Origin of the sequence: Neoroseomonas lacus (assembly GCF_014644535.1) — a bacterium.
GTDB classification, from domain to species: Bacteria; Pseudomonadota; Alphaproteobacteria; order Acetobacterales; family Acetobacteraceae; genus Neoroseomonas; species Neoroseomonas lacus.
On sequence record NZ_BMKW01000002.1, the window covers coordinates 92,870 to 116,089 of the forward strand.

The 23,220-nt window shown below is 68.9% G+C and carries 22 protein-coding genes; 17 read left to right on the forward strand and 5 right to left on the reverse strand.

The window, feature by feature from the left end; translation table 11 throughout:
• Positions 1-130: 130 nt before the first annotated feature.
• Entirely contained in the window at positions 131-817 is a 687-nt protein-coding gene (locus tag IEY36_RS03830) for an RraA family protein (protein WP_188965616.1), read from the forward strand.
• Here IEY36_RS03830 and IEY36_RS03835 read toward each other — a convergent pair.
• Complete coding sequence (locus IEY36_RS03835; RefSeq protein ID WP_188965617.1) at positions 804-1,571, reverse strand: sulfite exporter TauE/SafE family protein; 768 nt, start codon at positions 1,569-1,571, stop codon at positions 804-806. The genes IEY36_RS03830 and IEY36_RS03835 overlap by 14 nt on opposite strands.
• Positions 1,572-1,673: 102 nt before the next feature.
• Between IEY36_RS03835 and zapE the strand changes: the two genes are divergently transcribed.
• Complete coding sequence (gene zapE, locus IEY36_RS03840) at positions 1,674-2,864, forward strand: cell division protein ZapE (protein WP_373290293.1); 1,191 nt, start codon at positions 1,674-1,676, stop codon at positions 2,862-2,864.
• A gap of 61 nt (positions 2,865-2,925) precedes the next feature.
• Here the strand turns inward: zapE and IEY36_RS03845 are convergent, their stop codons facing one another.
• Positions 2,926-3,291 (reverse strand): carboxymuconolactone decarboxylase family protein, encoded by a 366-nt coding sequence (locus IEY36_RS03845; protein ID WP_188965618.1) that lies wholly within the window; start codon positions 3,289-3,291, stop codon positions 2,926-2,928.
• Between the two features lie 154 nt (positions 3,292-3,445).
• Here IEY36_RS03845 and IEY36_RS03850 point away from each other — a divergent pair, with 154 nt between their 5' ends.
• From IEY36_RS03850 to IEY36_RS03890, 9 genes are all read left to right on the forward strand, one after another.
• On the forward strand, positions 3,446-3,883 hold the full coding sequence (locus IEY36_RS03850) for a hypothetical protein (RefSeq protein ID WP_188965619.1): 438 nt from the start codon (positions 3,446-3,448) through the stop codon (positions 3,881-3,883).
• Positions 3,884-3,995: 112 nt separating this feature from the next.
• Positions 3,996-4,949 (forward strand): malate dehydrogenase, encoded by a 954-nt coding sequence (gene mdh, locus IEY36_RS03855; RefSeq protein ID WP_188965620.1) that lies wholly within the window; start codon positions 3,996-3,998, stop codon positions 4,947-4,949.
• 63 nt (positions 4,950-5,012) lie between these two features.
• Complete coding sequence (gene sucC, locus IEY36_RS03860; protein WP_188965621.1) at positions 5,013-6,206, forward strand: ADP-forming succinate--CoA ligase subunit beta; 1,194 nt, start codon at positions 5,013-5,015, stop codon at positions 6,204-6,206.
• 3 nt (positions 6,207-6,209) lie between these two features.
• Entirely contained in the window at positions 6,210-7,106 is an 897-nt protein-coding gene (sucD, locus tag IEY36_RS03865; RefSeq protein WP_188965622.1) for a succinate--CoA ligase subunit alpha, read from the forward strand.
• 271 nt (positions 7,107-7,377) lie between these two features.
• Positions 7,378-10,251: a 2-oxoglutarate dehydrogenase E1 component gene (locus tag IEY36_RS03870; protein ID WP_188965623.1), complete on the forward strand. Its 2,874-nt coding sequence runs from the start codon at positions 7,378-7,380 to the stop codon at positions 10,249-10,251.
• A 31-nt stretch (positions 10,252-10,282) separates the two neighbouring features.
• Positions 10,283-11,509 carry a 2-oxoglutarate dehydrogenase complex dihydrolipoyllysine-residue succinyltransferase gene (gene odhB / locus IEY36_RS03875; RefSeq protein ID WP_188965624.1) on the forward strand — a complete coding sequence of 409 codons (1,227 nt, stop codon included), beginning with the start codon at positions 10,283-10,285 and terminating at the stop codon, positions 11,507-11,509.
• A 189-nt stretch (positions 11,510-11,698) separates the two neighbouring features.
• A complete protein-coding gene (locus tag IEY36_RS03880; RefSeq protein WP_188965625.1) occupies positions 11,699-11,890 on the forward strand; it encodes a hypothetical protein in 192 nt (63 codons plus the stop codon).
• Positions 11,891-12,187: 297 nt separating this feature from the next.
• On the forward strand, positions 12,188-12,580 hold the full coding sequence (locus IEY36_RS03885) for a hypothetical protein (RefSeq protein ID WP_188965626.1): 393 nt from the start codon (positions 12,188-12,190) through the stop codon (positions 12,578-12,580).
• 4 nt (positions 12,581-12,584) lie between these two features.
• The gene (locus tag IEY36_RS03890; protein ID WP_188965627.1) at positions 12,585-13,238 is read left to right on the forward strand and encodes an HD domain-containing protein; all 654 of its coding nucleotides are present in this window, start codon (positions 12,585-12,587) and stop codon (positions 13,236-13,238) included.
• Here IEY36_RS03890 and IEY36_RS03895 read toward each other — a convergent pair.
• The 3 genes from IEY36_RS03895 to IEY36_RS03905 form a co-directional block, all read right to left on the reverse strand.
• The gene (locus tag IEY36_RS03895; RefSeq protein WP_188965628.1) at positions 13,201-13,854 is read right to left on the reverse strand and encodes a hypothetical protein; all 654 of its coding nucleotides are present in this window, start codon (positions 13,852-13,854) and stop codon (positions 13,201-13,203) included. The two genes, IEY36_RS03890 and IEY36_RS03895, sit on opposite strands and share 38 nt — an antisense overlap.
• Before the next feature lie 3 nt (positions 13,855-13,857).
• Complete coding sequence (locus tag IEY36_RS03900; protein ID WP_188965629.1) at positions 13,858-15,912, reverse strand: hydantoinase/oxoprolinase family protein; 2,055 nt, start codon at positions 15,910-15,912, stop codon at positions 13,858-13,860.
• A gap of 160 nt (positions 15,913-16,072) precedes the next feature.
• The gene (locus tag IEY36_RS03905; protein ID WP_188965630.1) at positions 16,073-17,716 is read right to left on the reverse strand and encodes a hydantoinase B/oxoprolinase family protein; all 1,644 of its coding nucleotides are present in this window, start codon (positions 17,714-17,716) and stop codon (positions 16,073-16,075) included.
• 99 nt (positions 17,717-17,815) lie between these two features.
• Here IEY36_RS03905 and IEY36_RS03910 point away from each other — a divergent pair, with 99 nt between their 5' ends.
• The 6 genes from IEY36_RS03910 to IEY36_RS03935 all read left to right on the forward strand — a co-directional run bounded on the left by IEY36_RS03910 (position 17,816) and on the right by IEY36_RS03935 (position 23,189).
• Positions 17,816-18,754, forward strand: coding sequence for an SMP-30/gluconolactonase/LRE family protein (locus IEY36_RS03910; protein ID WP_188965631.1), 939 nt, complete (start codon positions 17,816-17,818; stop codon positions 18,752-18,754).
• Between the two features lie 86 nt (positions 18,755-18,840).
• The gene (locus IEY36_RS03915; RefSeq protein WP_229681100.1) at positions 18,841-19,971 is read left to right on the forward strand and encodes an ABC transporter substrate-binding protein; all 1,131 of its coding nucleotides are present in this window, start codon (positions 18,841-18,843) and stop codon (positions 19,969-19,971) included.
• Between the two features lie 11 nt (positions 19,972-19,982).
• On the forward strand, positions 19,983-20,852 hold the full coding sequence (locus IEY36_RS03920) for a branched-chain amino acid ABC transporter permease (RefSeq protein WP_188965632.1): 870 nt from the start codon (positions 19,983-19,985) through the stop codon (positions 20,850-20,852).
• Positions 20,849-21,724: a branched-chain amino acid ABC transporter permease gene (locus IEY36_RS03925; protein WP_188965633.1), complete on the forward strand. Its 876-nt coding sequence runs from the start codon at positions 20,849-20,851 to the stop codon at positions 21,722-21,724. The genes IEY36_RS03920 and IEY36_RS03925 overlap by 4 nt, the downstream gene beginning before the upstream one ends.
• Positions 21,721-22,479 carry an ABC transporter ATP-binding protein gene (locus IEY36_RS03930; protein WP_188965634.1) on the forward strand — a complete coding sequence of 253 codons (759 nt, stop codon included), beginning with the start codon at positions 21,721-21,723 and terminating at the stop codon, positions 22,477-22,479. The genes IEY36_RS03925 and IEY36_RS03930 overlap by 4 nt, the downstream gene beginning before the upstream one ends.
• Positions 22,476-23,189 carry an ABC transporter ATP-binding protein gene (locus IEY36_RS03935; protein WP_188965635.1) on the forward strand — a complete coding sequence of 238 codons (714 nt, stop codon included), beginning with the start codon at positions 22,476-22,478 and terminating at the stop codon, positions 23,187-23,189. Before IEY36_RS03930 ends, IEY36_RS03935 begins: the two co-directional genes overlap by 4 nt.
• Positions 23,190-23,220: the final 31 nt, after the last annotated feature.

Below are 23,220 nucleotides of genomic sequence, written 5' to 3' on the forward strand. Positions count from 1 at the left end.
CAACCGATCCACCACGATTTCGCGCGTTTCGGACCGATTCAGCATGGTGCAATTATGCGTCGCGCGCCCATCTGGACGGCCTTGCCGGGCCGCGCGAGGCTCCCGCCCCATAAGCCAAGGGGAATGCGCCATGCTCGACAATCCGCCGCTGCTGACCATCCATCGCGGCCACCGACGGCCCGATGCCGCCCTCGTCGAGGCGTTCCGCGGAGCCCAGACCTCCCACCTGGTCGATGCCATGGAAGGGCGCGGGGCGCTCGACCACCGCATCAAGCCGATGGACCCGGACAATGCCGCCTTCGTCGGCCCGGCGCTGACCGCGCTGTCCTACCCCGCCGATGTCGTCGGCGTGTACGGCGCCCTGGCCGAAGCACAGCCCGGCGACGTCGTGGTCATCGCCAACGACGCCTATACGGCGACCGCTGTGGTCGGCGACATCGTCGCGGGCATGATGAAGAACAAGGGCATCGCCGCCTTCGTGACCGACGGGCTGGCGCGCGACCGCGCCGGCATCGTCGCCACCGGCCTGCCGCTGTTCGCCGCCGGCATCATCCCGGCCTCCCCGGCCGCCAACGGCCCGGCGGTGGTAGGCGCCCCGGTCACCCTGGGCGGCCAGCATGTCCGGCCGGGCGACATCATCGTGGGCGACGCCGATGGCGTGGTGGTGGTGCCGCTCGACCGCGCGGCGGCGATCCTGGACCGGCTGCGCGCCGTGCAGGCCGCCGAGGTGACCGCCATCGCCCGAGTCGAGGCGGGCGCGACCGACACGGACCGGATCCGCGAGATCGTCGCGGCCGCCCGCATCATCGGCCCGTGAGCGGGTCCCACAGCGGCATCCCGAGCACCGCCGCGGCCAGGATCAGGCCGTAGGCGGTACGACGGAAGGTGGTCTCGCTCGCCAGGCCGAACAGCGCCGACCCGACCCACAGCCCGGCCCCATAGGCCGGCCCGGCCGCCAGGGCGAGCCACAGCGCCGAGCCGGTGAACAGCCCGCGCCAGGCAAAGGCGGCGACGATGGCGAACGTCAAGACCACGAAATATAGGTTCATGCTGGCCCGCAGCACCCGGGCGGTGGCGCTGCGCCCGAGCCACCAGACCGCCGGCGGCACGCCGCCCAGCATGGCCGCGCCGCTCATCACCCCGCCCAGCGCGCCGACGCCGACCGTCAAGGGCACCGAATCCGGCCCGCGGTAGCGCCAGCCCGAGGCCAGCACCACGACCGCCACCAGCACCAGGGCCGTCAGCCCCCAGCGCAGCGCCACCGGGTCGCTATGGGCCAGGATCAGGCTGCCGATCGGCACTGCGAGGATCGCCCCGGTTGCCATCGCCGTCACCTCGCGGCGGGCGGCATAGCGCCAGGCCCCGGGCAGGAAGACCAGGCAGGCGACGCTCTCCAGCAGCGCCAGCACCGGGATCGCCGCGCGCGGACCAGCCACCGCCGAGGCCAGCGGCACGAAGACCAGCGCCGCCCCGAAGCCGGAAAAGCCGCGCGACAACCCGCCGGCCAGCGCCGCGATGGCGATGCCGGCAAGCACGCCCGAGGGCGGCAGGTGGGACAGCAGGTATTCCATGCCGCAAGCCTCCGGCGCCGCGCCCCTCCCGTCCAGGCCGCCGGGGACATGGCCGGCCTGCGGTTGTCGCCTGCCCGGGCGCGGGCTACAGCATGCGCCGTCATGACCCCTCCCCCGGACGCCATGTCCGCCGCCGCGGGCCCGTATCCCCTCGCCCTCGCCGAAGGCCCCCTGCCCGCCCTGCGCGCGCGCATCGCCGCCGGCGCCATCGCCGCCGACCCGGCCCAGGAACTGGCCGCCGAGAAGCTGCAGGACCTGTGGCGCCGCACCCGCGGCTACGACCCCAAGGTCGAACCGCCGGACACCGGCGGCTTCCTCGGCCGCTTCTTCCGGCGCAAGGCGGTGGACGAGGCCGCCTCCGAGGCGCCACTCGGCCTCTACCTCGTCGGCGAGGTCGGGCGCGGAAAGTCCATGCTGATGGACCTGTTCTTCGCCTCGGCCGAAGTGCCGCGCAAGCAGCGGCTGCACTTCCACCAGTTCATGCAGCAGGCGCATCGGCGCATCCATGCCTGGCGCAAGGAACACGGCGACACCGCCGACCCCATCCCGCCATTGGCCGATTCGATCGTCGCCGAGGCCGCGCTGCTGTGCTTCGACGAATTCCAGGTCCATGACATCGCCGATGCGATGATCCTCGGCCGGCTGTTCGAGGCGCTGTTCGCCCGCGGCGTGGTGGTCGTCGCCACCTCCAACACCGAGCCGGACAACCTGTTCAAGGGAAAGCCCGGACGCGACGCCTTCCTGCCCTTCATCGCCATGATCAAGAAGCGGATCGAGGTGCTGGTGCTCGATGCCGCGCGCGACTACCGGCGCGAGCGCATCCGCGGCATGCCGACGTGGCATGTGCCACCCGACGGCCGCGCCGAGCGCGCGCTGGACACCGCCTTCGCCGAGCTGACCGGCGACACGCCCGCCGCGCCGACCAGGCTGACCCTGCTCGGCCGCGCGGTGGAGGTGCCGCAGGCGGCGCGCGGCGTCGCGCGCTTCGAGTTCAACGACATCTGCGGCAAGCCGCTCGGCCCGGCCGACTACCTGGCGGTGGCGACGCATTTCCATACTGTCGTGCTCGACGCCATCCCCCGGCTGGGGCCGGAGAATTTCGACAAGGCGCGCCGCTTCATCACGCTGATCGACGCGCTGTACGAACACCGGGTGAAGCTGGTCGCAAGCGCCGAGGACTACCCCGACCGGCTGTATGAGCGGGGCGAGAACGCCGCGATGTTCGAACGCACCGCCTCCCGCCTCGTCGAGATGCAGTCGCAGGAATACCTGGCGCTCGCGCATCTCACCTGACGGGGCGCGGGCCGGCGCTGGACTCGGGAATGCACCTTCTGGCGCATTCCCGAACGGACAGTCAGACCGCCGTGCGAGCCTTGTGCTGGTCGAAGTATTGGTCGAAGGCCTCGATCGCCTGGGCGGCGTACATCACCGACGGGCCGCCGCCCATGTAGATGGTCACGCCCATCGCCTCCATCACCTCCTCCCGCGTCGCGCCGAGCTTCACGGCGGCTTCGGCATGGAAGGTGATGCAGGGGGCGCAGCGGATCGCCACCGCAATGGCCAAGGCAATCAACTCCTTGGCCTTGGTGTCGAGCGCCCTGGCCTCGAGCGCAGCGCTGGACATCGCGGAGAAGCCCTTCATCACCTCGGGGGTGCCGCCCCGCAGCTCCTTCAGCGGCCCCGAAAGCCCCGCGGCAAGGCCCGGCCAATCCTGATGCATCGCGTCGATCTCCCCTGCCGATGAACAGGTGAGTTCTTATGCAAACGGCCCCGGATCGGCCTTGACGCGCATCAATCACCGCCCGGGCTTTTCCCCCGGCCGCCGTGACGGTAGACTCCCGACATATTGCGAAACGGAATGAGAGGTTCGGCACATGCGGATTTTGGCCTTGGCGTTGCTCGCCCTCGCCACCCTGGCGTCGGCCACCACCGGGGCCGAAGCGCGGAGTCGGACCCAGCAGGCACAGGCCCAGGCGCAGACCCCCGCCGCCGCCGCCCCACAGACCGCGCGCGCCACGGCGACGCGCCGGTCGGTCGCGCCGCAGCGCCAGCTGGCCGGCACGCGGGCCCCGGCCTCCCGCCAGGCCGCGAACCGGACCGCCAGCCGCGCCAGCGCACAGCGCAGCGGCACGCGCCGGCAGCAGGTCGCCACCACCACGACCCGGCAGGGGCGGAGCGGCGAACGTCGTAATGTCGCCTGGCAGTCAGGCCTCGAGCCCGCGACCAACGCCCAGGCGCAATCCTGCCCGGCGGGCACGCTCGCCACCCTGGCGCGCGGGCATTCCGACGTGGTGCGCTGCCTGCCGCTGTAGCGGCAAACCGGCGCCCACGGCCGCGAAACCGCTCCCAGCCTTGCCGCCGCGCAGGCCAGGGAGTAGGTAGCGGCGCTTTTCGCACTGCACCACATTCCCCCAAGGAAGGCACATGGCCCGCAAGAAGATCGCGCTGATCGGCGCCGGCAACATCGGTGGCACGCTGGCCCACCTGATTGGCCTCAAGGAACTGGGCGACGTCGTCCTGTTTGACGTCTTCCCCGGCGTCGCCGCGGGCAAGGCTCTCGACATCATGCAGTCGGGGCCGGTTGACGGCTTCGATTCCGCCATGGCGGGGGCCGGCGACTATGCTGCCATCGCCGGGTCGGATGTGGTGATCATCACCGCCGGCTTCCCCCGCATGCCGGGCATGAGCCGCGACGACCTGGTGTCGAAGAACGCCGGCGTCATCGCGCAGGTGGCCGAGGGCGTGAAGACGCATTGCCCGAACGCCTTCGTCATCGTCATCACCAACCCGCTCGACGCGATGGTGTGGGTGTTCCAACAGAAGTCGGGCCTGCCGCCGCACAAGGTGGTGGGCATGGCCGGCGTGCTGGATTCCAGCCGCTTCCGCCTGTTCCTGGCGCATGAGTTCAATGTGTCGGTCGAGGACGTCACCGCCTTCGTGCTCGGCGGCCATGGCGACACGATGGTGCCGCTGACCCGGTATTCGACCGTCGCCGGCATCCCCGTCCCCGACCTGATCAAGATGGGCTGGACGACGCAGGAGAAGATCGACGCGATCGTCGCCCGCACCGCCAATGGCGGCGGCGAGATCGTCAAGCTGCTGGAGAAAGGCTCGGCCTTCTACGCGCCGGCCGCCTCGGCCATCGCGATGGCCGAAGCCTACCTGAAGGACAAGAAGCGGGTCCTGCCCTGCGCCGCCTGGCTGACCGGCCAGTATGGCGTGAAGGACCTGTATGTCGGCGTGCCGGTCGTGATCGGCGAAGGCGGCGTGGAGCGGATCGTCGAGATCGACCTCGCCCCCGCCGAGAAGGCGGCCTTCGACAAGTCCTGCGGCGCGGTGCAGGAACTGCTCGACGCCTGCAAGAAGCTGGTGGGCTGATCCACCCGGGCCCGGCGGCAACGTCGGGCCCTTTTCCTGTGCGCCCCTTAAAGGGAACTCGGCATGAACATTCATGAATACCAGGCGAAGGAACTGCTCCGCCGCTATGGCGTCGCCGTTCTCGACGGTCACGTGGCCTGGACGCCCGAGGAGGCCGCCAAGGCCGCCGAAAGCCTGCCGGGTCCCGTTTATGTGGTGAAATCGCAGATTCATGCGGGCGGCCGCGGTGCCGGCCACTTCGCCGAAGACCCGACCGGCAAGGGCGGCGTGCGCGTCGTCAAGTCGATCGCCGATGCGAAGGCCGCCGCCGAGGCGATGCTCGGCAAGACGCTGGTCACCAAGCAGACCGGCGAGGCCGGCAAGCTGGTCTCCCGCGTCTATGTGGAAGATGGCTGCGACATCAAGCGCGAGCTGTATCTCGGCCTGCTGGTCGACCGCGACACCTCGCGCGTGACCATCATGGCCTCCACCGAAGGCGGCATGGAGATCGAGGAGGTGGCCGAACACCACCCCGAGAAGATCCTCAAGGTCGCGGTGGACCCGGCCTCGGGCATTTCCGGCTTCCATTCCCGCAAGCTCGCCTTCGGGCTGGGGCTGACCGGAAAGCAGGTCGCCTCCTTCACCAAGTTCGTCACGGCGCTCTACGGCGCCTTCCTCGAACTCGACTGCATGATCGTCGAGATCAACCCGCTGGTCGTCACCGGCGCGGGCGACATCGTGGCACTCGATGCCAAGGTGTCCTTCGACGACAGCGCGCTGTACCGCCACAAGGACCTCGAGGCCCTGCGCGACGACAGCGAGATGGACCCGAAGGAACTCGACGCGGTCAAGAACGACCTGAACTACGTCGCGCTCGACGGCGAGATCGGCTGCATGGTCAACGGCGCCGGCCTGGCCATGGCGACGATGGACATCATCAAGCTGTACGGCTCTTCACCCGCTAACTTCCTCGATGTCGGCGGCACGGCGAACGCCGCGCGCGTCACCGAGGCGTTCCGCATCATCACCTCCGATGCGAATGTGAAGGCCATCCTGGTCAACATCTTTGGCGGCATCGCCAAATGCGACATGATCGCCGAGGGCATCGTGGTCGCCAGCAAGAGCCTGTCGCTGAAGGTTCCGCTGGTGGTGCGGCTCGAAGGCACCAATGTCGAACTCGGCAAGAAGATCCTGGCCGAGAGCGGCCTCGCCATCATCCCCGCCGACAACCTGGCCGACGCTGCGCAAAAAGTCGTCGCCGCCGTGAAGGGGGCCTGAGCCATGGCCGTTCTCATCGACAAGAACACCCGCGTGATGACCCAGGGCTTCACCGGGGCACAGGGCACCTTCCATGCCTCGCAGGGCATCGCCTATGGCAGCACCTATGTCGGTGGCACGACGCCCGGCAAGGGCGGCACGATGCACCCCGAGCTGAACCTGCCGGTGTTCGACACGGTAGCTGAGTGTGTGGCCAAGACGCAGGCCAATGCCTCGGTGATCTACGTCCCCGCCCCCTTTGCGGCGGATGCGATCCTCGAAGCCATCGATGCCGAACTGCCGCTCATCATCTGCATCACCGAGGGCATTCCGGTGCTCGACATGGTGCGCGTGAAGCGCGCGCTTTCCGGGTCGAAGTCGATCCTGGTCGGGCCGAACTGCCCCGGCGTGATCACCCCGGACGCCTGCAAGATCGGCATCATGCCCGGCCACATCCACAAGCGTGGCTCGGTCGGCGTGGTCTCGCGCTCGGGCACCCTGACCTATGAGGCGGTGGCACAGACCACTGCGGCCGGTCTCGGCCAGTCCACCTGCGTGGGCATCGGCGGCGACCCGGTGAAGGGCATGGACTTCATCGACGTGCTCGAACTGTTCCTCAAGGACGACGAGACCAAGTCGATCGTCATGATCGGCGAGATCGGCGGCCAGTCCGAGATCAATGCCGCGGAATACCTCAGGCGCGAGAACTTCGCCCCCGGCAAGCCGAACAAGCCTGTGGTCGGTTTCATCGCCGGTGCCACTGCCCCTCCGGGTCGCCGCATGGGCCATGCCGGTGCGGTGATCTCGGGCGGCAAGGACACCGCCGCGGCGAAGATGGAAGCGATGGCCGCGGCTGGCATCCATGTTGCTGACAGCCCCGCGGCGCTGGGCTCGACCATGGTGCGCGCGCTCAAGGGCTAGAGCGTGATGGCTGCAGGTGCGAATGCACCGAAGGCCTGAGTCACGCGACCAAACAGAAGGTTAGAGCGAGATGCGTGAACCACGGTGGACGCATCCCGCTCCAAAACCCCGCGCCGCGTATCGTGCGGGCCTTGGGCCTGCCATGAAACGGCCGCAGGGCCTATATTAACGACCGCTGCCGCATCCTGGATCCCCGGGGGCGGCAGCGACCCTTATGCAGACCAACAGAGCGTGACACCGGCGGCGCTGCCCGCCGGCACGGAGAAAAACGATGGCCGGAGTGGACATCCTCGCAACCGCCATGACGGGGGCGAATGCCGCCTATCTTGCGGATCTCTACGCCCGCTGGGCGGAGAAGCCCGACAGCGTCGACCCCTCCATGGCCGAGCTTTTCGACGCGCTGAACGATGAAGCGCGCTCGGTGCTGACCGACGCGACCGGCGCCTCCTGGGCGCCGCGCATCCGCGGCGCCTTCGGACCGGACCCGGAAGCCCCGGCCGCCGCCAAGGGTGCGAAGCCAGGTGCCGCCGCCGACCCGGAAGCGACCCGCCGCGCGGTGCTCGATTCGATCCGCGTCCTGATGCTGATCCGCTCCTATCGCGTGCGCGGGCACCTGGAAGCGCAGCTCGACCCGCTCGGCCTGACCAGCCCCAAGCCGCATCCCGAGCTCGACCCCAAGACCTACGGCTTCACCGAGGCCGACCTCGACCGCCCGATCTTCCTCGACATGGTGCTGGGCAAGGAGACCGCGACGCTCAAGGAGATCATCGCGATCTGCCGCGCCTCCTATTGCGGGTCGATCGGCGTCGAGTTCATGCACATCCAGGACCCGGAGCAGAAGTCCTGGATCCAGCGCCGCATCGAGGGCGCGCCCTGGCTCGCCGCCTTCGACCCCGCCGCCAAGACGCGCATCCTCTCCGACCTGACCGAGGCGGAGGGCTTCGAATCCTTCTGCGCGCGCAAATTCGTCGGCACCAAGCGCTTCGGCCTGGAGGGCGGTGAATCCACCATCCCGGCGATCCAGTCCGTCATCGAGACGGCGGCGATCGGCGGCGTGAAGGAAATCGCCATCGGCATGGCCCATCGCGGCCGGCTGAATGTGCTCGTGAACGTGGTGAAGAAGCCCTTCGTGCAGGTCTTCTCCGAGTTCAAGGGCGTCGGCGCCAACCCTGATGACGTGCAGGGCTCGGGCGACGTGAAGTACCATCTCGGCACCTCGACCGACCTCGAGATCGCCGGGCAAATGGTGCATCTGTCGCTGCAGCCGAACCCGTCGCATCTCGAAGCGGTCAACCCGGTGGTCGCCGGCAAGGTGCGCGCGCGCCAGGACATGGCCGGCGACACCAAGACCCGCCGCTCGGTGATGGGCATCCTGCTGCATGGCGATGCCGCCTTCGCTGGCCAGGGCGTGGTCTATGAGACGCTGGCGATGTCCCAGCTCATCGGCTACCGCACCGGCGGCACCATCCACATCATCACCAACAACCAGATCGGCTTCACCACCGTCGCGGCGCACGCCTATTCGGGCCTGTACTGCACCGACGTGGCGAAGGCGATCCAGGCGCCGATCCTGCATGTGAATGGCGACGACCCGGAAGCGGTGGTGTTCTGCGCCCGCATGGCGGCGGAATACCGCATGCAGTTCGGCGCCGACATCGTGCTCGACATCGTCTGCTACCGCCGCCATGGCCACAATGAAGGCGACGAGCCCGCCTTCACCCAGCCCATCATGTACAACCGCATCAAGGAGATGCGCACGACGCGCACCCTGTACGCGGAGAAGCTGGCGCGCGAGGGCTCGCTGCCGGCCGACGCCTCCAAGGCGATGAACGACGCCTTCAACGCCAAGCTGGAGGAGGCCTTCCAGGCTGCCCAGTCCTTCCGCCCGAACAAGGCGGATTGGCTGGAAGGCCATTGGTCGGGCCTAAAGCCGGCCACCGCCGGTGAGGAAGTCGAGCAACTGCACGAGACCGCTGTCTCGCTCGACACGCTGCGCGAGGTCGGCGGCGCGCTGTGCCGCGTGCCCGAGGGCTTCAACGCCAACGCCAAGATCGTCCGCCAGCTCGAAGCCAAGCAGCAGGCGATCGACACCGGCGAGGGCATCGACTGGGCGACCGGCGAAGCGCTCGCCTTCGGCACCTTGCTGCTCGACGGCCACCGCGTGCGCCTGTCGGGCGAGGACGTGCAGCGCGGCACCTTCTCCCACCGCCATGCCTATCTGATCGACCAGGCGACCCAGGCCGAATACGTCCCGCTGAACAACATCCGCGGCGAGCAGCCGAAATTCGAGGCCTTCAACTCCCTGCTCGCCGAGTTCGGCGTGCTCGGCTTCGACTACGGCTACACCCTCGCGGATCCGCAGACGCTGGTGCTGTGGGAAGGCCAGTTCGGCGACTTCGCCAACGGCGCGCAGGTCATCATCGACCAGTTCATCGCCTCGGGCGAAACCAAGTGGCTGCGCATGTCCGGCCTGGTGATGCTGCTGCCGCATGGCTACGAAGGCCAGGGGCCAGAACATTCCTCCGCCCGGCTCGAGCGCTACCTGCAGATGTGCGCCGAGCGCAACATGCGGGTCTGCAACTTCACCACGCCGGCCAATTACTTCCACGCGCTGCGCCGCCAGCTGAAGGCCAATTACCGCAAGCCGCTGGTGCTGATGACGCCGAAGTCGTTGCTGCGCCACAAGCTGGCGGTCAGCTCCCTGGCCGATTTCGGGCCCGGCAGCAGCTTCCGCTACGTGATCCCCGAAATCGACGCGATCGCGCCGGACGAAGAGGTGAAGCGCGTCGTGCTCTGCACCGGCAAGGTCTATTACGACCTGCTGCAGGAGCGCCGCGACAAGGGCGTCACCGACGTCGCCATCGTGCGCGTCGAGCAGATGTTCCCCTTCCCCAAGAACAGCCTGGCCAAGGCGCTGTCGCCCTACCGCAACGCCGATGTGGTATGGTGCCAGGAGGAACCCGAGAACATGGGCGCCTGGACCTTCATGGACCGGCGCATCGAAAACGTGCTCAAGACGCTCGACATCAAGGCCAAGCGTCCCGACTTCGTGGGCCGTGAAGACGCGGCGAGCCCGGCCACGGGCCTCGCCAGGATCCACCAGCAGCAGCAGACAGCCCTGGTGCGCGCGGCCCTCGGGCTGTGACGGCGCGCCGGGCAGATAACGGACGGTAGACATGACCGACATCCTCGTACCAACGCTCGGTGAGAGCGTATCCACCGCAACCGTCGCCCGCTGGCTGAAGAAGGCCGGGGAGACCGTGGCCGCCGATGAGCCGTTGGTGGAGCTTGAGACCGACAAGGTGACGGTCGAGGTCAACGCCCCCTCCGCCGGCGTGCTGGAGGCCATCGCCGTCGCCGAAGGCGCCGAGGTGGAGCCCGGCGCGGTGCTGGGGTCGATCACCGCCGGCGGTGCCGCCGGCGCGCCGAAGCCCGCCGCCCCCGCACCGGCCGCCGCCACGCCGGCGACGCCGCATGTCGAGGCCCCGCGCGCCGTGACCGGCCCGGTCGCCGTGCCCGGCACCCATGCGCCGCTGCCCGCCGCCGCCAAGATGATGGCCGAAAAGGGCGCCACCGCTGAGGCCGTTGGCGCCGGCACCGGCAAGGATGGCCGCATTACCAAGGGCGACGTGCTCGACTACCTGGCCCGCCCGGCGCCTGTCGCCGCCACCTCCGCCGCGCCGAAGGCGGCGCGCGCCCTGGAAGCGGGCGAGGAACGCGTGAAGATGACGCGCCTGCGCGCCACCATCGCGCGTCGCCTGAAGGAAGCGCAGAACACCGCCGCCATGCTCACCACCTTCAACGAGGTCGACATGGGCGCGGCAATGGCGCTGCGCACCGAATACAAGGACGTCTTCGAGAAGAAGCACGGCGTGAAGCTCGGCTTCATGTCCTTCTTCGTGAAGGCCTGCGTCGCCGCGCTGAAGGAGTTCCCCGCGGTCAACGCCGAGATCGACGGCGACGAGTTCGTCTACAAGAACTTCGTCCATATGGGCATCGCGGTGGGCGGGCCGTCGGGCCTGGTCGTTCCGGTGGTGCGCCATGCCGACCAGATGTCCTTCGCCGAGATCGAGAAGACCATCGCGGGCTATGGGAAGAAGGCGCGCGACGGCGCGCTGAAGCTCGACGAGCTCGCCGGTGGGTCCTTCACCATCACCAATGGCGGCATCTACGGCTCGCTGATGTCCACGCCGATCCTGAACCCGCCTCAATCCGGCATCCTGGGCATGCACAAGATCCAGGAACGCCCGATGGCGATTGGCGGCAAGGTAGAGATCCGGCCGATGATGTACATCGCGCTGTCCTACGACCACCGCATCGTCGACGGGAAGGAGGCGGTCTCCTTCCTGGTACGGGTTAAGGAGAGCATCGAGGACCCGCGCCGGCTGATGCTCGACATCTGACCCGCCAACCGTCGCCATGGACGGGGGCGTGCCCCCCGTTGATGGGGCGGCACACCCCCGTTCATCCGGGCCTCGCGGAGCATTCCCGCGGGGCCAAGCGCCAAGGCCGCCCGTATCGAGGCGGCCTTGGTGTTTCCCGCGGCTCGCACCGGGCGCGCCGCGCCATCGTCACACGCAGGAGAATCCATCATGCGCAGCCGGGAAGGCCAGTTTTCCGACACACGCCCCATCCAGCGCAGCCCCGCGGAGAAGGAAAAGCTGCTTCGCGAACTGAAGGACACGCTGGCGGGGCTGAAGCCGCACGCTTCGGCGTCGATGCGCACCACGCTGCAGGCGCGCGTCAAGGAACTGGAAGCGGAACTCGCCGCCACGCGCCGGTAGAGCGTGATGGCCGCAGGTGCGAATGCACCGGAGGTCTGAATCACGCGATCGAACAAACAGTTGGATCGAGGTTGGTGAACGAAGTGAACCAATCGCGCTCTGATGGCGACCATGGAGAGGGGCGCCGCCCCTCTCCGCACCGCGTCCGCACCGAGGGCGCGGAAAGCGGCGGCCCCTCCGCGTGAGGGCCGCGTGAATAGTTGCACCAGCCCCCACACGCCCTGAACCACTTCAGCGCCAGGCGATGCATCCGTCCCTAGCTTCCGCCCGTAAGGCCTGTCGAGGCTGGAGGACGCCATGGCTCCGATCATTCGCACCGCCCTGACACTGCTGCTCGGCGCCGCGCCGATGGTCGGCGCCTCGGCCAACCCCCTCGCCGGCACCTGGCGCGCTACGCAGGGCGGCCAGTCGGTCGAGATCACCCTCTCCCCCGATGGTGCCTTCGCCCGCCGCGACCGCGCCCCGGACGGGACGGCGATGACGGTCTCCGGCCATTGGACGCTGAACGGTTCCGGCCCCTGGCTGCGCCTCGTGGTCGAGGATTGGGCGCCGCGCCGCGCCTGCGGCCTGTTCGGCTGCACCGACATCCGCATGCTGCCCGGCGAGACCTATCGCTACATCCTGCGCGACGGTGATCGGCTGATGCTCGAGGACACCGGCGGGCGCACCGAATTCCAGCGGGCGAGTTGACGCCATGAGCATCACCCCCGAATCCCTCGACCCCGCCTTCGCCCTGGCCGTCGACCGCGAGCAAGGCCGCGCCGGCTTCGGCGCCCTGCTGGCCCGCGCCGACCTGTCGGCCGCTACCGGCGCCGAGTTGCGCCGCCGCTACGATGAACCGCACCGCGCCTATCACGACGCGGCACATGTCGGGCTGATGTGGCTGCGCCACCTGATGCATGGCGGCGACCCGGGCGACCGCGACATGGCGCTCGCCATCCTGTTCCATGACGCGGTGTACGAGCCGCTGGCGCGCGACAATGAGGCACGCTCCGCCGACCTGGCCGCGCGGCTGGTGCGCGGCGATACCGGCTGGGTGCAGGCGGCGATCATCGCCACGGCCGACCACCTTGCCTATGCCGGACCGGATTGCCGCGTGCTGCGGCTGCTCGACCTCGACCTGACGCCGCTGGCCGAGGCGCCTGAGGTCTTCGCCCGCAACACCGCGCTGTTGCGGCACGAATACACCGCGGTCGCCGAGCCAGCCTGGCGAGCCGGCCGCGGCCGGGTGCTGGCGCGTTTCCTGGCGGCCGACCGGCTGTTCCGCACGCGCATGTCGGCGATCTACGAAGCGCCGGCGCGCGCCAACCTCACGGCGGAGATCGCAGCGCTGTCATCGGCGGCATGAAGCGAAAGGCGCTGGCCGTCACCAGGCCGAGCGCCAGCCCCTCGAGCACGGCGCCGACCACGATCGGGACAAGCTCAACACCCATCAGGCCGAGCACCCAGCGCAGGCTGGCCACCACGGAAGCCAGCACCCAGCCGAGCGTGACCAGCCACACCCAGCGGCTGCGCGCCTCGACAATCCCGTCGAGCACGAGGCCCTGCCCCAGGCCATAGAGCAACCCGCCGAACAACCCCGAGATCAGCGGGCCGGCCAGCATGAAGGCCAGCACCGGAATGCTCTCGAACTGCAGCATCAGCAGCCCGTAGGTCGCCATGCCGACCAGCGCGGCGAGGTAGCCGGCCACCGCCGTCGCGCCGATCCACCGCAGCGACGACAGCCGCGGATAGAGCCGGCGCAGCGCCCAGGCCTGCGCGCCGCCAAGGCACCCGCCGACGACCGCGCCGCCCAGCGCGCGGAGCGCCATCGCCGGCACGCCGACGTGATACCCCGCCGGCAGCAGGTCGCGCATCAGCATCACGCCCCACAACGTGGCGAGCGGCAGCCCAACACCAAGCCCGGCCACGCAGGCCAGGAGCCATCGCGTGGTTGTGCCGGCCGGTGGTGTCCAGCCGGCCATACCTCATGCCTCCTCGGGCAAGGTCACCGTCACCCAGCCACGGCCGTCCATCTGCGCGACGTCGCCGGCCAGCAACAGGACGGTGGTGGTGTCGCTTTCGATGATCGCCGGCCCGGCGACCTCCTGGCCGGGGGCGAGCGCCACGAAGTCGTAAACCGCCAGGTCCTGCTCGGCGCCGCCAAGCCGTGCCCGGCGCGTCGCGAAGGGCGCGGCCGGCGCGCCACCGGCGGTGGCCTGCGGCGCCGACATCGGCGGCAGCCGCCCGATCACCGCGAGGCGGGCATTGACCAGCACCACCTCCTCCTCGCGAAGCGCGTAGGTGAACAGGCCCTCATGCCGCGCGTGGAAGGCGTCCGTCACGCGGCCGGTCAGGCCCGGCGTGTCCCAGTCCACATCCTCGAGCGGCACGGCGATCTCGAAGACCTGTTCGCCGTAGCGCATGTCGGCCGCGCGCTTCGTCTCGACTTCGCCGCCGAACCAGGAGGCGACGCGGGCCCGGCCTTCGGCTTCCAGCCCGGCCCAGATGCTGCGCAGCGTGGCATCGTCCGGCACGCCGCCGGTGTCGATCTCGCTGCGCGCCATCTCGTAGCGCAAATCGGTGTGCAGCATCCCCCAGGCCGACAGCCCGGCGGCGAAGACCGGCACAGCGACGCGCCGCATGCCGAGTTCCCGCGCCACCGCCGAGGCATGCAGCCCCGCCGCGCCACCGAAGGCGAGCAGCGTGAAGTCGCGCGGGTCGACGCCGCGGCGCACGGTCGCGACACGGATGCCATCGGCCATGCGCACGTTGGCCAAGCGATGAACGCCCTCGGCCGTCGCCATCGCATCGATGCCAAGCGTCGCCCCCAGCCGTTCGAAGGCCGCCAGCGCGCCCTCGCGGTCAAGCTTGCGCGCCCCGCCAAGGAAGTTCGCGGCATCTAGATAGCCGAGCACCAAGTTGGCGTCAGTGACGGCGGGCTCGGTGCCGCCCTGGCCATAGGCTACCGGCCCCGGAACGGCACCGGCGCTGCGTGGCCCGACCTGCAGCGTGCCGGCGGCGCCGACATGGCCGATCGACCCACCGCCGGCACCGAGCGTGACGATATCGAGGCTCTCCAGCGCGATGCGTTCCCCGGCGACGGTGCGGCCGCGGCCCAGCGCCGCCTCGCCTGCCTGCACCAGCGCGATATCGGTGGAGGTGCCGCCTACATCGAAGGTGATGAGGTCGTCGCCCAACCCGCGTTCGGCCAACGCGACACCCGCCGCGACACCGCCCGCCGGGCCGGACAGCGCGGTGCCGGCGGCGAGGCGCGCGGCTTCCTCGACCGGCGCGACGCCGCCATGGGACAGGATGACGAAGACCGGGCCGGAATAGCCGGCTTCCGCCAGCCGCCCGCGCAGCCGCGCAAGATACCGTGACACCACCGGCCCGACATAGGCGTTCACGCAGGCTGTCGAGAAGCGCTCGAATTCCTTGATCTGCGGCAGCACTTCCGCCGACGTCGTGACGAACACGCCCGGCAGCGCGGCGCGCACCGCCTCAGCGGCTGCGCGTTCGTGGCTGTCGTCGCGCCAGGAATGCAGGAAGCAGATCGCCACCGCCTCGACCTGTTCGGCCTTCAGCGTGGCGATGGCGGCATCGAGCGAGGCACGGTCCAGCGCCACTTCCACTCGCCCATCCGGGCGGATGCGTTCGGCCACCGGCAGGCGCAGCCGGCGCGGCACCAGCGCGGGCGCCGCGGGCAGGCGAAGGTTGTAGCGTTCCGGCTTCAGCCCCTCGCGCATTTCGATGACGTCGCGATGGCCTTCCGTCGTCAGCATGGCCACGTGCGCGCCCTTGCGTTCCAGCAGCGCGTTGGTCGCGACCGTGGTGCCATGGACGATGCGTTCAGTTCGCGCGAGCAGGTCGGGCAGCGCCAGCCCGAGCCGCCCCGCCAGCACGACCAGGCCATTCACCACGCCCTCGCTCTGGTCGGCCGGCGTGGAGGACGCCTTGGCAAGGGTCGTGACGCCATCAGCGGCCACGCAAACCACATCGGTAAAGGTGCCGCCGACATCGACGCCGATACGGTAGGTCATGCAGAAGGTCCTGAAAAAAGGAAGGTCGGGGGAGAGAACTCCCCCGAGCCCCCTCCTTTTTCTATCTGTTGGTGATCAACCGCGGAGGCGGGGCGCCAAGTGACAAAAAAAGGAGGGGGGTTCGGGGGGAGTTCCCTCCCCCCGACCTTCTGCCCCGCCCTCATAGCAACCCCTCCTCGGCATCGCGCGCGCGCGCTGCCGGGTCGCGCTTCTCCGGCGGCCCCCATCCACCGCCACCACCGGCGCGCACATGCAACGTGTCGCCAGGGGCCAGCGGAATGCCGACCTCCTTGGTCTTCAGATCGCGTGACGTCCCATCCGCCCGGTCCAGCGTGTAATGGTGCGGCGCGCCGTCGCGCCCGCCGAGCATCCCCGCCGCGCCATAGCGCACACCATCACCCGCCGTGTTCGCCACGGAAGGGCCATCCGTCTCCAGCCGCATTACCAACTCACCACCCAGCCCGCCGCGATACGTCCCATCCCCCGCGCTGCCGGGGCGGAATTCATGCTTGGCGAAGAACAGCGGAAAGCGCGCCTCCGCCATCTCGACGGACCCAAATTTCAGCCCGCCGGCCGAATGCCATTCGCCCGCCGTGGACCAGCCATCGCCGCCCGATGACCCACCGCCGCCCGGCCGCGCATGGAACAGATGCCACACGAAAGACCGGCCCGGGCGCCGTGCATCGCTGCCCTTGATCGCCACGCGGAAGCGTCGCCCCCAGCCGCCCATCGCGCGGTCCGGGCAGGCATTGGCCAGCGCCTTGACCACCGCCTCGACGATCTCGTTCGAGCAATGGGAGGTGCACATCGTCACCGGCGCACCCTCGCGCGGCAGCACGATGGTGCCTTCCTTGGCAATGATCTCGATGGGCCGGAAGCAGCCATCGTTCTTCGCCACCTCCGGGTCGAGCAGGAAGGCGATCGCCATGCGCACCGCGCTCGCCGTGTTCGGCCAGGAGGAATTGAGGAAGGACGGCACCTGCGGCGCGGAGTCCGACAGATCCACGGTGATCGCGTCGCCCTGCTTCGTCACCGTCGCGCGAATCGCGATGTCGTTGTGGCCGAAGCCGTCATCATCGAGGAACGCCTCGCCCTTCCAGGTGCCATCCTTCCAGGTGGCGATGATGCGTCGCGCATGCGCTTCCGACAGCGTCAGGATGGCGGCCGCCGCGGCCTCGGTCTCCGCCGCGCCGTGCTTGTCGAGCACGCTCAGCAGCCGCTTCTCACCCAGATGCGCCGCGCCGATCATCGCCATCAGGTCGCCGCGCACCTCACGCGGCAGACGCGTATTGGTGACGATCATGCGCACCAGGTCGGGCCGCGCGACGCGTCCCTGCCCCAGCAGGATCGGCGGCAACCGCAGCCCTTCCTGGAAGATCTCAGTGGCGGCGGGGTTGTAGGCGCCATGCGTGCCGCCGCCGATATCCGTGTGATGCGCGCGCACCACCGAATAGAACATCAGACAACCCTCGGCGAAGACCGGCACGATGATCGTCAGGTCCGGTAGATGCGACCCGCCATGATAGGGGTCGTTCAGCAGGTAGATGTCGCCCTCGGCGATGACGTCACCGAAGGCCTCGACCACCGCCTGCACCGCGAAGGGCATCGCACCCACATGGATCGGGATGTGGTCCGCCTGGGCGAGCAGCCGCGCCCCGCTGTCGCACAGCGCGATCGAGAAATCGCGCGAGGAGTTCAGGATCTGGGAATAGGCGGTGCGCAGCATCGCCTCTCCCATTTCCTCGACAATGGCGCGGAAGCGGTTGTCGAGGACGGAGAGCGTGACGGGGTCTGGGGCGGTCATGACCGTGAAGCCTCTGTTGCAGCGCACATGGCGTCAAGCCTTCGCAGCACGCCCGGTCCGCGCCATCATGGGCACCAAGTCCAAGGGAAAGAATCCACCATGACCGTCACCGTCGACGCACCCGATCTGCGCATCGTCACTGAGGGGCTGCGCTTTCCCGAAGGCCCGGTCTGCATGCCGGACGGCTCGGTGGCGCTGGTTGAGATCGAGGCGCGGCGCATCACCCGCGTCGCACAGAACGGCACCAAGAGCACCATCGCGACCGTCACCGGCGCGCCGAACGGGCTGGCCCTCGGCCCGAACGGGTTGCTCTATGTCTGCAACAATGGCGGCTTCTCCTGGCACGAGGAACCGGGCCTGCTGCGCCCCGGCTTCCAGGCGGCGGATTATTCGGGCGGCCGCATCGAGACCGTCGACCCCGCCACCGGCGCAGTCGAGACGCTCTACCGCACTGTCGATGGTCGCCCGCTGCGCGGCCCCAACGACCTGATGTTCGATGCCCATGGCGGCTTCTGGTTCTCCGACCTCGGCAAGGTGCGCGCGCGCGACCGCGACCATGGTGGCGCCTATTGGGGCGCGGCCGATGGCTCGAAGGTGGTCGAGGCCGCCTTCCCGGTCTTCGGTGGCGCCAACGGCATCGGCATCAGCCCCGACGGCAAGACGGTCTATGTCGCCGAAACCGAGACCGGCCGGCTCTGGGCCTGGGACGTGGAAGCACCGGGCGTGCTGAAGAAGGAACCCTGGCCGTCCTCCAATGGCGGCCGTGTGCTCTGCCAGTTCCCCGGCTATCGCCGGCTCGACAGCCTGGCGATCGCTGCCTCGGGGAACATCATCGTCGCCACGCTCGTCGCCGGCGAGATCACCACCGTCTCGCCCGCCGGCGAGATCCTGCGTGTGGTGAAGATGCCCGAGCGCATGCCGACGAATATCTGCTTCGGCGGCGCTGACATGCGCACCGCCTACATCACGCTGTCGACCAGCGGAAAGCTAGTCGCGATGCAATGGGACGAGCCGGGTTTCCGCCTGCCGCACGGTTGACAGCCCGCCCGTCGCGGGCCGACACCTTAGCTCTGCAAATGAACCGGCGCCCGTGCAGGCGCCGGACCCTCGAGGGAGAACGATCCATGCCCGGTCCCATGATTGGCCGCCGCACCGCTTTGGCTGCGAGCCTCGCCCTGCCCTTCATCCGTCCCGCCTTCGCCCAGCAGGCCGAGCCCTACGTGATGGGCTCGCTGTTCCCGATGAGCGGCCCGAACGCGGAGTTCGGCGAAGCCTTCACCCGCGGTGCGCAGGTCGCCATCGCGCACATCAACGCCGACAACATGCTGCGCCGCCCCGTGCGCCTGCAATCCGAGGACAGCCAGGCACTGCCGCAGCCTTCCGTGATCGGCATGAACAAGCTGATCAACATCGACCGCGCCTCCTGGGTGCTTTCCTCCTGGACCGCGACGGCCAAGGCGATCGCGCCGATCGGCGACCGCGCCAAGACCATCATGGTCAATGGCGGCGGCGTCGGGCCGGACCTGTCAGGCCTGTCGCCCTATTTCTGGAACGTCATCGCGCTGGCACATCTTGAAGTGCGCGCGATCGTGCCGTTCCTGGTGAACCAGCGGAACGTCAAGCGCGTCGCGCTGATCTATGTCGATGATCCGCTGGGCGATGCCATCCTCGGCCAGTTGCGCGAACAACTGCCGCTCCATGGCGCCACGCTCGTTGGCAGCTACTCGGTGCCGCGCGCGGCGCAGCAATTCGGCTCGGTCGTCGCGCGGGTGCGGCAGTCGCGGCCGGATGCCATCTACATCGCCTCCTTCGGTGCGCAGCAGGCACAGATCGTGAAGGGCCTGCGCGACAATGGCGTGACCCAGATCATCTGTTCATTCTCCGGCTTCGGCCTCGATGGCATCCGTACCCTGCCCGAAGCCGAAGGCGCGCTGTTCACCACCCAGAAGCTCGACTTCGCAAGCAGCGACCCGATCACCAAGCGCTTCGCCGATGATTTCCAGGCGCGCTTTGGCCAGGCGCCGGTGACCTATCATGCCAATTACTACAACGCGGCCTATCTGTTCGGGCTGCTCGCCCGCCAGGTGGAGCAGGCCGGCGGCGAGGTGAATGGCGAGACGATGCGCGCGGCCATGCTGGCGACGCGCAAGTTCAACCTCGTCGGCGGCGAAGGCGAGTTCGACGAACTGGGCAATATGCTGACCCAGTTGCAGGTCAATGAGATCCGCGGCCAGCGCGTCATCGCCGTCGGCTGATCGCAGGTCTCATGCTGTTTCTGCAACTGCTGCTGAATGGGCTGCAGACCGGGGCGATCTACGCCCTGACTGCAGCCGGCTTCGCGCTGATCTTCGGCGCGACGAAAATCTTCCATGTCGCGCATGGCATCGCCTTCACCATCGCCGGCTACGTCTTCCTCTTCGCCTGGCGCGCGGACTGGCCCAGCTGGCTGGGCGTGCTGGCTTCCATCGCGGCAGCGATGCTGTTCGGCATCGTCATGGAGCGCCTGGTCTATCGCCCCATACAGCGGCATGAAGGCTCCTTCTTCACCGTCTTTGTTGCCGCCTTCGGCGTGAGCATCGTGGTGCAGAACATCATCGGCATGATCGCCGGCCGCGGCTTCGCGACGGTGGATACGCCGCTGTCCTTCTCCGCCGAGATCCTGCCGGAGATCTTCGTCGCCCCGATGCTGTGGATCGCGCTCGCCACGGCCGCGGTGCTGTTCGTCGCACTGACGCTGTTTCTCACGCGCCATCCGGCGGGTGTGGCGCTGCGCGCGCTGGCGCAGAACCCGGACCTGATCCGCACCTATGGCCTCTCCTCGAACGGCCTGTCGGTGCTCGCCTTCGCGATCGGCTCCGCCCTCGCCGCACCGGCGGCGATCGTTACCGCCATGACCACTGGGCTGAACGAGGCCATCGGCCATCACGTGATGCTGATCTCGATCGCCGCGACCATCGTCGGCGGCATCGGTTCGCTGCGCGGCGCCGCGCTGGCGGGCATGATGCTCGGCATCGCCGAAAGCCTCGCCCTCACCGTGGTCGATACGCAATGGGCGGAGGCGGTGTCCTTCCTCGTGCTGTTCGGCTTCATCATCTTCCGTCCCGCCGGAATCTTCGGAGTGACGCAGACGCGATGACCGCCTTCCTCATCAATCTCGCGACGCTTGCCGCGATCTCCGGCATCCTCGCCTCGACGCTGAATTTCATCGTCGGCTATGCGGGCATCTTCTCGGTGGCGCATGCGGTGTTCTTCGGCCTCGGCGCCTATGGCGGCGCGCAGGTCGCGCTGCTGCTGGTGCCCAACCCCTTCCTGGCCTGCCTGGTCGCGGCGGTGATTGCCGGCGGGCTATCGCTGTGCCTCGCTTTGCCGGCGCTGCGCGTGCGCGGTGAATATTTCGTCGCCGCCTCGCTCGGCCTGCAGATGGTCGCGGCAACCCTGTTCGCCGAACTCAAGCCGCTCACGGGCGGCATCGGTGGCCTTGTCGGCATCCCGCGCCCTGAACTGTTCGGCATGGTCGTGCCGGTGCTGCCGCTCGCGCTGGTGGCGCTGGCGCTGATCCTCTGGGCCACCGCAAGGCTGCAACGCGGCGCCTTCGGACGCACGCTGCAATCGATCCGCGACGCCGACACCGCCGCCGAGGCGCTCGGCAAGAACGTCAATGCGGCGAAGACCCTCGCCGTCGCCTTCGCCTGTGCCGGCGCGGGCATCGCCGGCGCGCTCTATGCGCTGCACCTGTCCTTCATCAACGTCGAATCCTTCACCCTCGACCAGTCGATCCAGATCATGGCGATGGTGATCATCGGTGGTGCCGGGACGCTGTGGGGCCCGCTGGTCGGCGCCGTGATGCTGCTGTCCCTGCCGGCGGTGATCTCCTTCATCCCCTTCATCCCACCCACCGAAGTCGGGGCCGTGCAGCAGATCATCTACGGCTCGGCGATGACGCTGCTGATGATCTTCCGCCCCGCCGGCCTGCTTGGCGACATGAGCAAGGGGAAGTCCACGTCATGACCGAGGTATCGCTGCGCTGCGCGGACCTCGCCCGCGCCTTTGGCGGATTGCAGGCCGTCGCCGGCGTCTCGCTCGCGCTCTATGCTGGCCAGGTGACCGCGCTGGTCGGGCCGAACGGGGCGGGCAAGACCACCACCTTCAACCTGATCACCGGCAACCTCCGCGCCGATTCCGGCACGGCGGAGATCCGCGGCAAGCCGATCATGGGGCTGAAGCCCTGGCAGGTCGCGCGGCTCGGCGTCGCGCGGTCGTATCAGGACCTGCGCCTGTTCACCCATATGACGGTGCGCGAGAACGTGCTCGCCGCCACCGAGGTCTCCGCCTGGTTCTGGCAACCCGGCGGCCGCCGCGCGCAGCAGGAACGCGAACACCGCGCCGAGGCCGCGCTTGACGCGACCGGCCTCACCAGCCTCGCCGATGCGCGCGCGGTCGACCTCGCCTATGCCGAGCGGAAGTTTCTCTCGATGGCGCGCATTCTCGCCGCCGAGGCGCATATCTGGCTGCTCGACGAACCGGCATCGGGGCTCGACCTCGCCTCGCGCATCCGCTTCGGCTCGCTGCTGAAGGAAGCGCAGACGCGTGGCGTGGCGATCTGCCTGATCGAGCACAATCTCGACGTGGTGGTGGAACTCTCCAACCGCATCGCCTTCCTCGACCAGGGCCGGGTGCTGGCCGAGGGCGACCCGGACACCATCCTCAAGGACCCGGCGCTGGCCGCCATCTATTTCGGCGACCGCCCGCAGGAGGCCGCATGACCGCGCCCGCCATCCAGGCCACCGGCCTCTCCGCCGGCTTCGGTGGGCGAGAGGTGCTGCAGGACGTCTCCCTCACGTTGAACGATGGCGAGATCCTCTGCCTGATCGGCCACAACGGCGCCGGCAAGTCGACGCTGCTGCGCGTGCTGTTCGGGCTGCATCGCCCCTCCGCCGGATCGATGACCGTGTTCGGCAATGCTCCGTCGCAGCATTCGCCCGCAGCGCTGGGCGCGGCCGGCGTCGCGCTAGTGCCCGAGGGCCGCGGCGTCTTCCCCGACCTCACCGTCGAGGAGATTTTCGGCCTCGCCCTGTGGTCGGCCGGCGTGCCGAAATCCGGCCAGCGCGAGCGCATCGAGGAAGTACTCGACGTACTGCCGCGCATCAAGGAATTCCGCACCCGCCGCGCCGGCACGCTGTCGGGCGGGCAACAGCAGATGGTCTCGATCGGCCGCGCGCTGCTGACACGCCCGAAGGCGCTGCTGCTGGACGAACCCTCGATCGGCCTCGCGCCCAAGTTGTTCCAGGACCTCATCCGCCCGATCGCCGCGCTGCGTGAATCGCGCGGCATGGCGATCCTGCTGGTCGAACAGAATGTGCGCGAAGCCTTCGCCGTGTCGGATCGCGTGGTGGTGATGCGGTCGGGCCGCTTCATCTTCGAAGGCGCGCCCAGCGAACTCGACGATCATACGAAGCTGATGGAGCTGTTCTGACGGGGGCGTCGCTCCAGGCGCGCGAAGGTTG

Coding starts and splice junctions, on each gene's coding strand:
- sucC (WP_188965621.1), top strand. CDS start 5,013: ATGAACATTCATGAATACCAGGCGAAGGAACTGCTCCGCCGCTATGGC.
- IEY36_RS03830 (WP_188965616.1), top strand. CDS start 131: ATGCTCGACAATCCGCCGCTGCTGACCATCCATCGCGGCCACCGACGG.
- IEY36_RS03900 (WP_188965629.1), bottom strand. CDS start 15,912: ATGACCTACCGTATCGGCGTCGATGTCGGCGGCACCTTTACCGATGTG.
- IEY36_RS03850 (WP_188965619.1), top strand. CDS start 3,446: ATGCGGATTTTGGCCTTGGCGTTGCTCGCCCTCGCCACCCTGGCGTCG.
- IEY36_RS03920 (WP_188965632.1), top strand. CDS start 19,983: ATGCTGTTTCTGCAACTGCTGCTGAATGGGCTGCAGACCGGGGCGATC.
- mdh (WP_188965620.1), top strand. CDS start 3,996: ATGGCCCGCAAGAAGATCGCGCTGATCGGCGCCGGCAACATCGGTGGC.
- IEY36_RS03930 (WP_188965634.1), top strand. CDS start 21,721: ATGACCGAGGTATCGCTGCGCTGCGCGGACCTCGCCCGCGCCTTTGGC.
- IEY36_RS03880 (WP_188965625.1), top strand. CDS start 11,699: ATGCGCAGCCGGGAAGGCCAGTTTTCCGACACACGCCCCATCCAGCGC.
- IEY36_RS03935 (WP_188965635.1), top strand. CDS start 22,476: ATGACCGCGCCCGCCATCCAGGCCACCGGCCTCTCCGCCGGCTTCGGT.
- IEY36_RS03835 (WP_188965617.1), bottom strand. CDS start 1,571: ATGGAATACCTGCTGTCCCACCTGCCGCCCTCGGGCGTGCTTGCCGGC.
- IEY36_RS03895 (WP_188965628.1), bottom strand. CDS start 13,854: ATGGCCGGCTGGACACCACCGGCCGGCACAACCACGCGATGGCTCCTG.
- IEY36_RS03910 (WP_188965631.1), top strand. CDS start 17,816: ATGACCGTCACCGTCGACGCACCCGATCTGCGCATCGTCACTGAGGGG.
- IEY36_RS03885 (WP_188965626.1), top strand. CDS start 12,188: ATGGCTCCGATCATTCGCACCGCCCTGACACTGCTGCTCGGCGCCGCG.
- IEY36_RS03870 (WP_188965623.1), top strand. CDS start 7,378: ATGGCCGGAGTGGACATCCTCGCAACCGCCATGACGGGGGCGAATGCC.
- odhB (WP_188965624.1), top strand. CDS start 10,283: ATGACCGACATCCTCGTACCAACGCTCGGTGAGAGCGTATCCACCGCA.
- IEY36_RS03915 (WP_229681100.1), top strand. CDS start 18,841: ATGCCCGGTCCCATGATTGGCCGCCGCACCGCTTTGGCTGCGAGCCTC.
- IEY36_RS03925 (WP_188965633.1), top strand. CDS start 20,849: ATGACCGCCTTCCTCATCAATCTCGCGACGCTTGCCGCGATCTCCGGC.
- sucD (WP_188965622.1), top strand. CDS start 6,210: ATGGCCGTTCTCATCGACAAGAACACCCGCGTGATGACCCAGGGCTTC.
- IEY36_RS03890 (WP_188965627.1), top strand. CDS start 12,585: ATGAGCATCACCCCCGAATCCCTCGACCCCGCCTTCGCCCTGGCCGTC.
- IEY36_RS03905 (WP_188965630.1), bottom strand. CDS start 17,716: ATGACCGCCCCAGACCCCGTCACGCTCTCCGTCCTCGACAACCGCTTC.
- zapE (WP_373290293.1), top strand. CDS start 1,674: ATGACCCCTCCCCCGGACGCCATGTCCGCCGCCGCGGGCCCGTATCCC.
- IEY36_RS03845 (WP_188965618.1), bottom strand. CDS start 3,291: ATGCATCAGGATTGGCCGGGCCTTGCCGCGGGGCTTTCGGGGCCGCTG.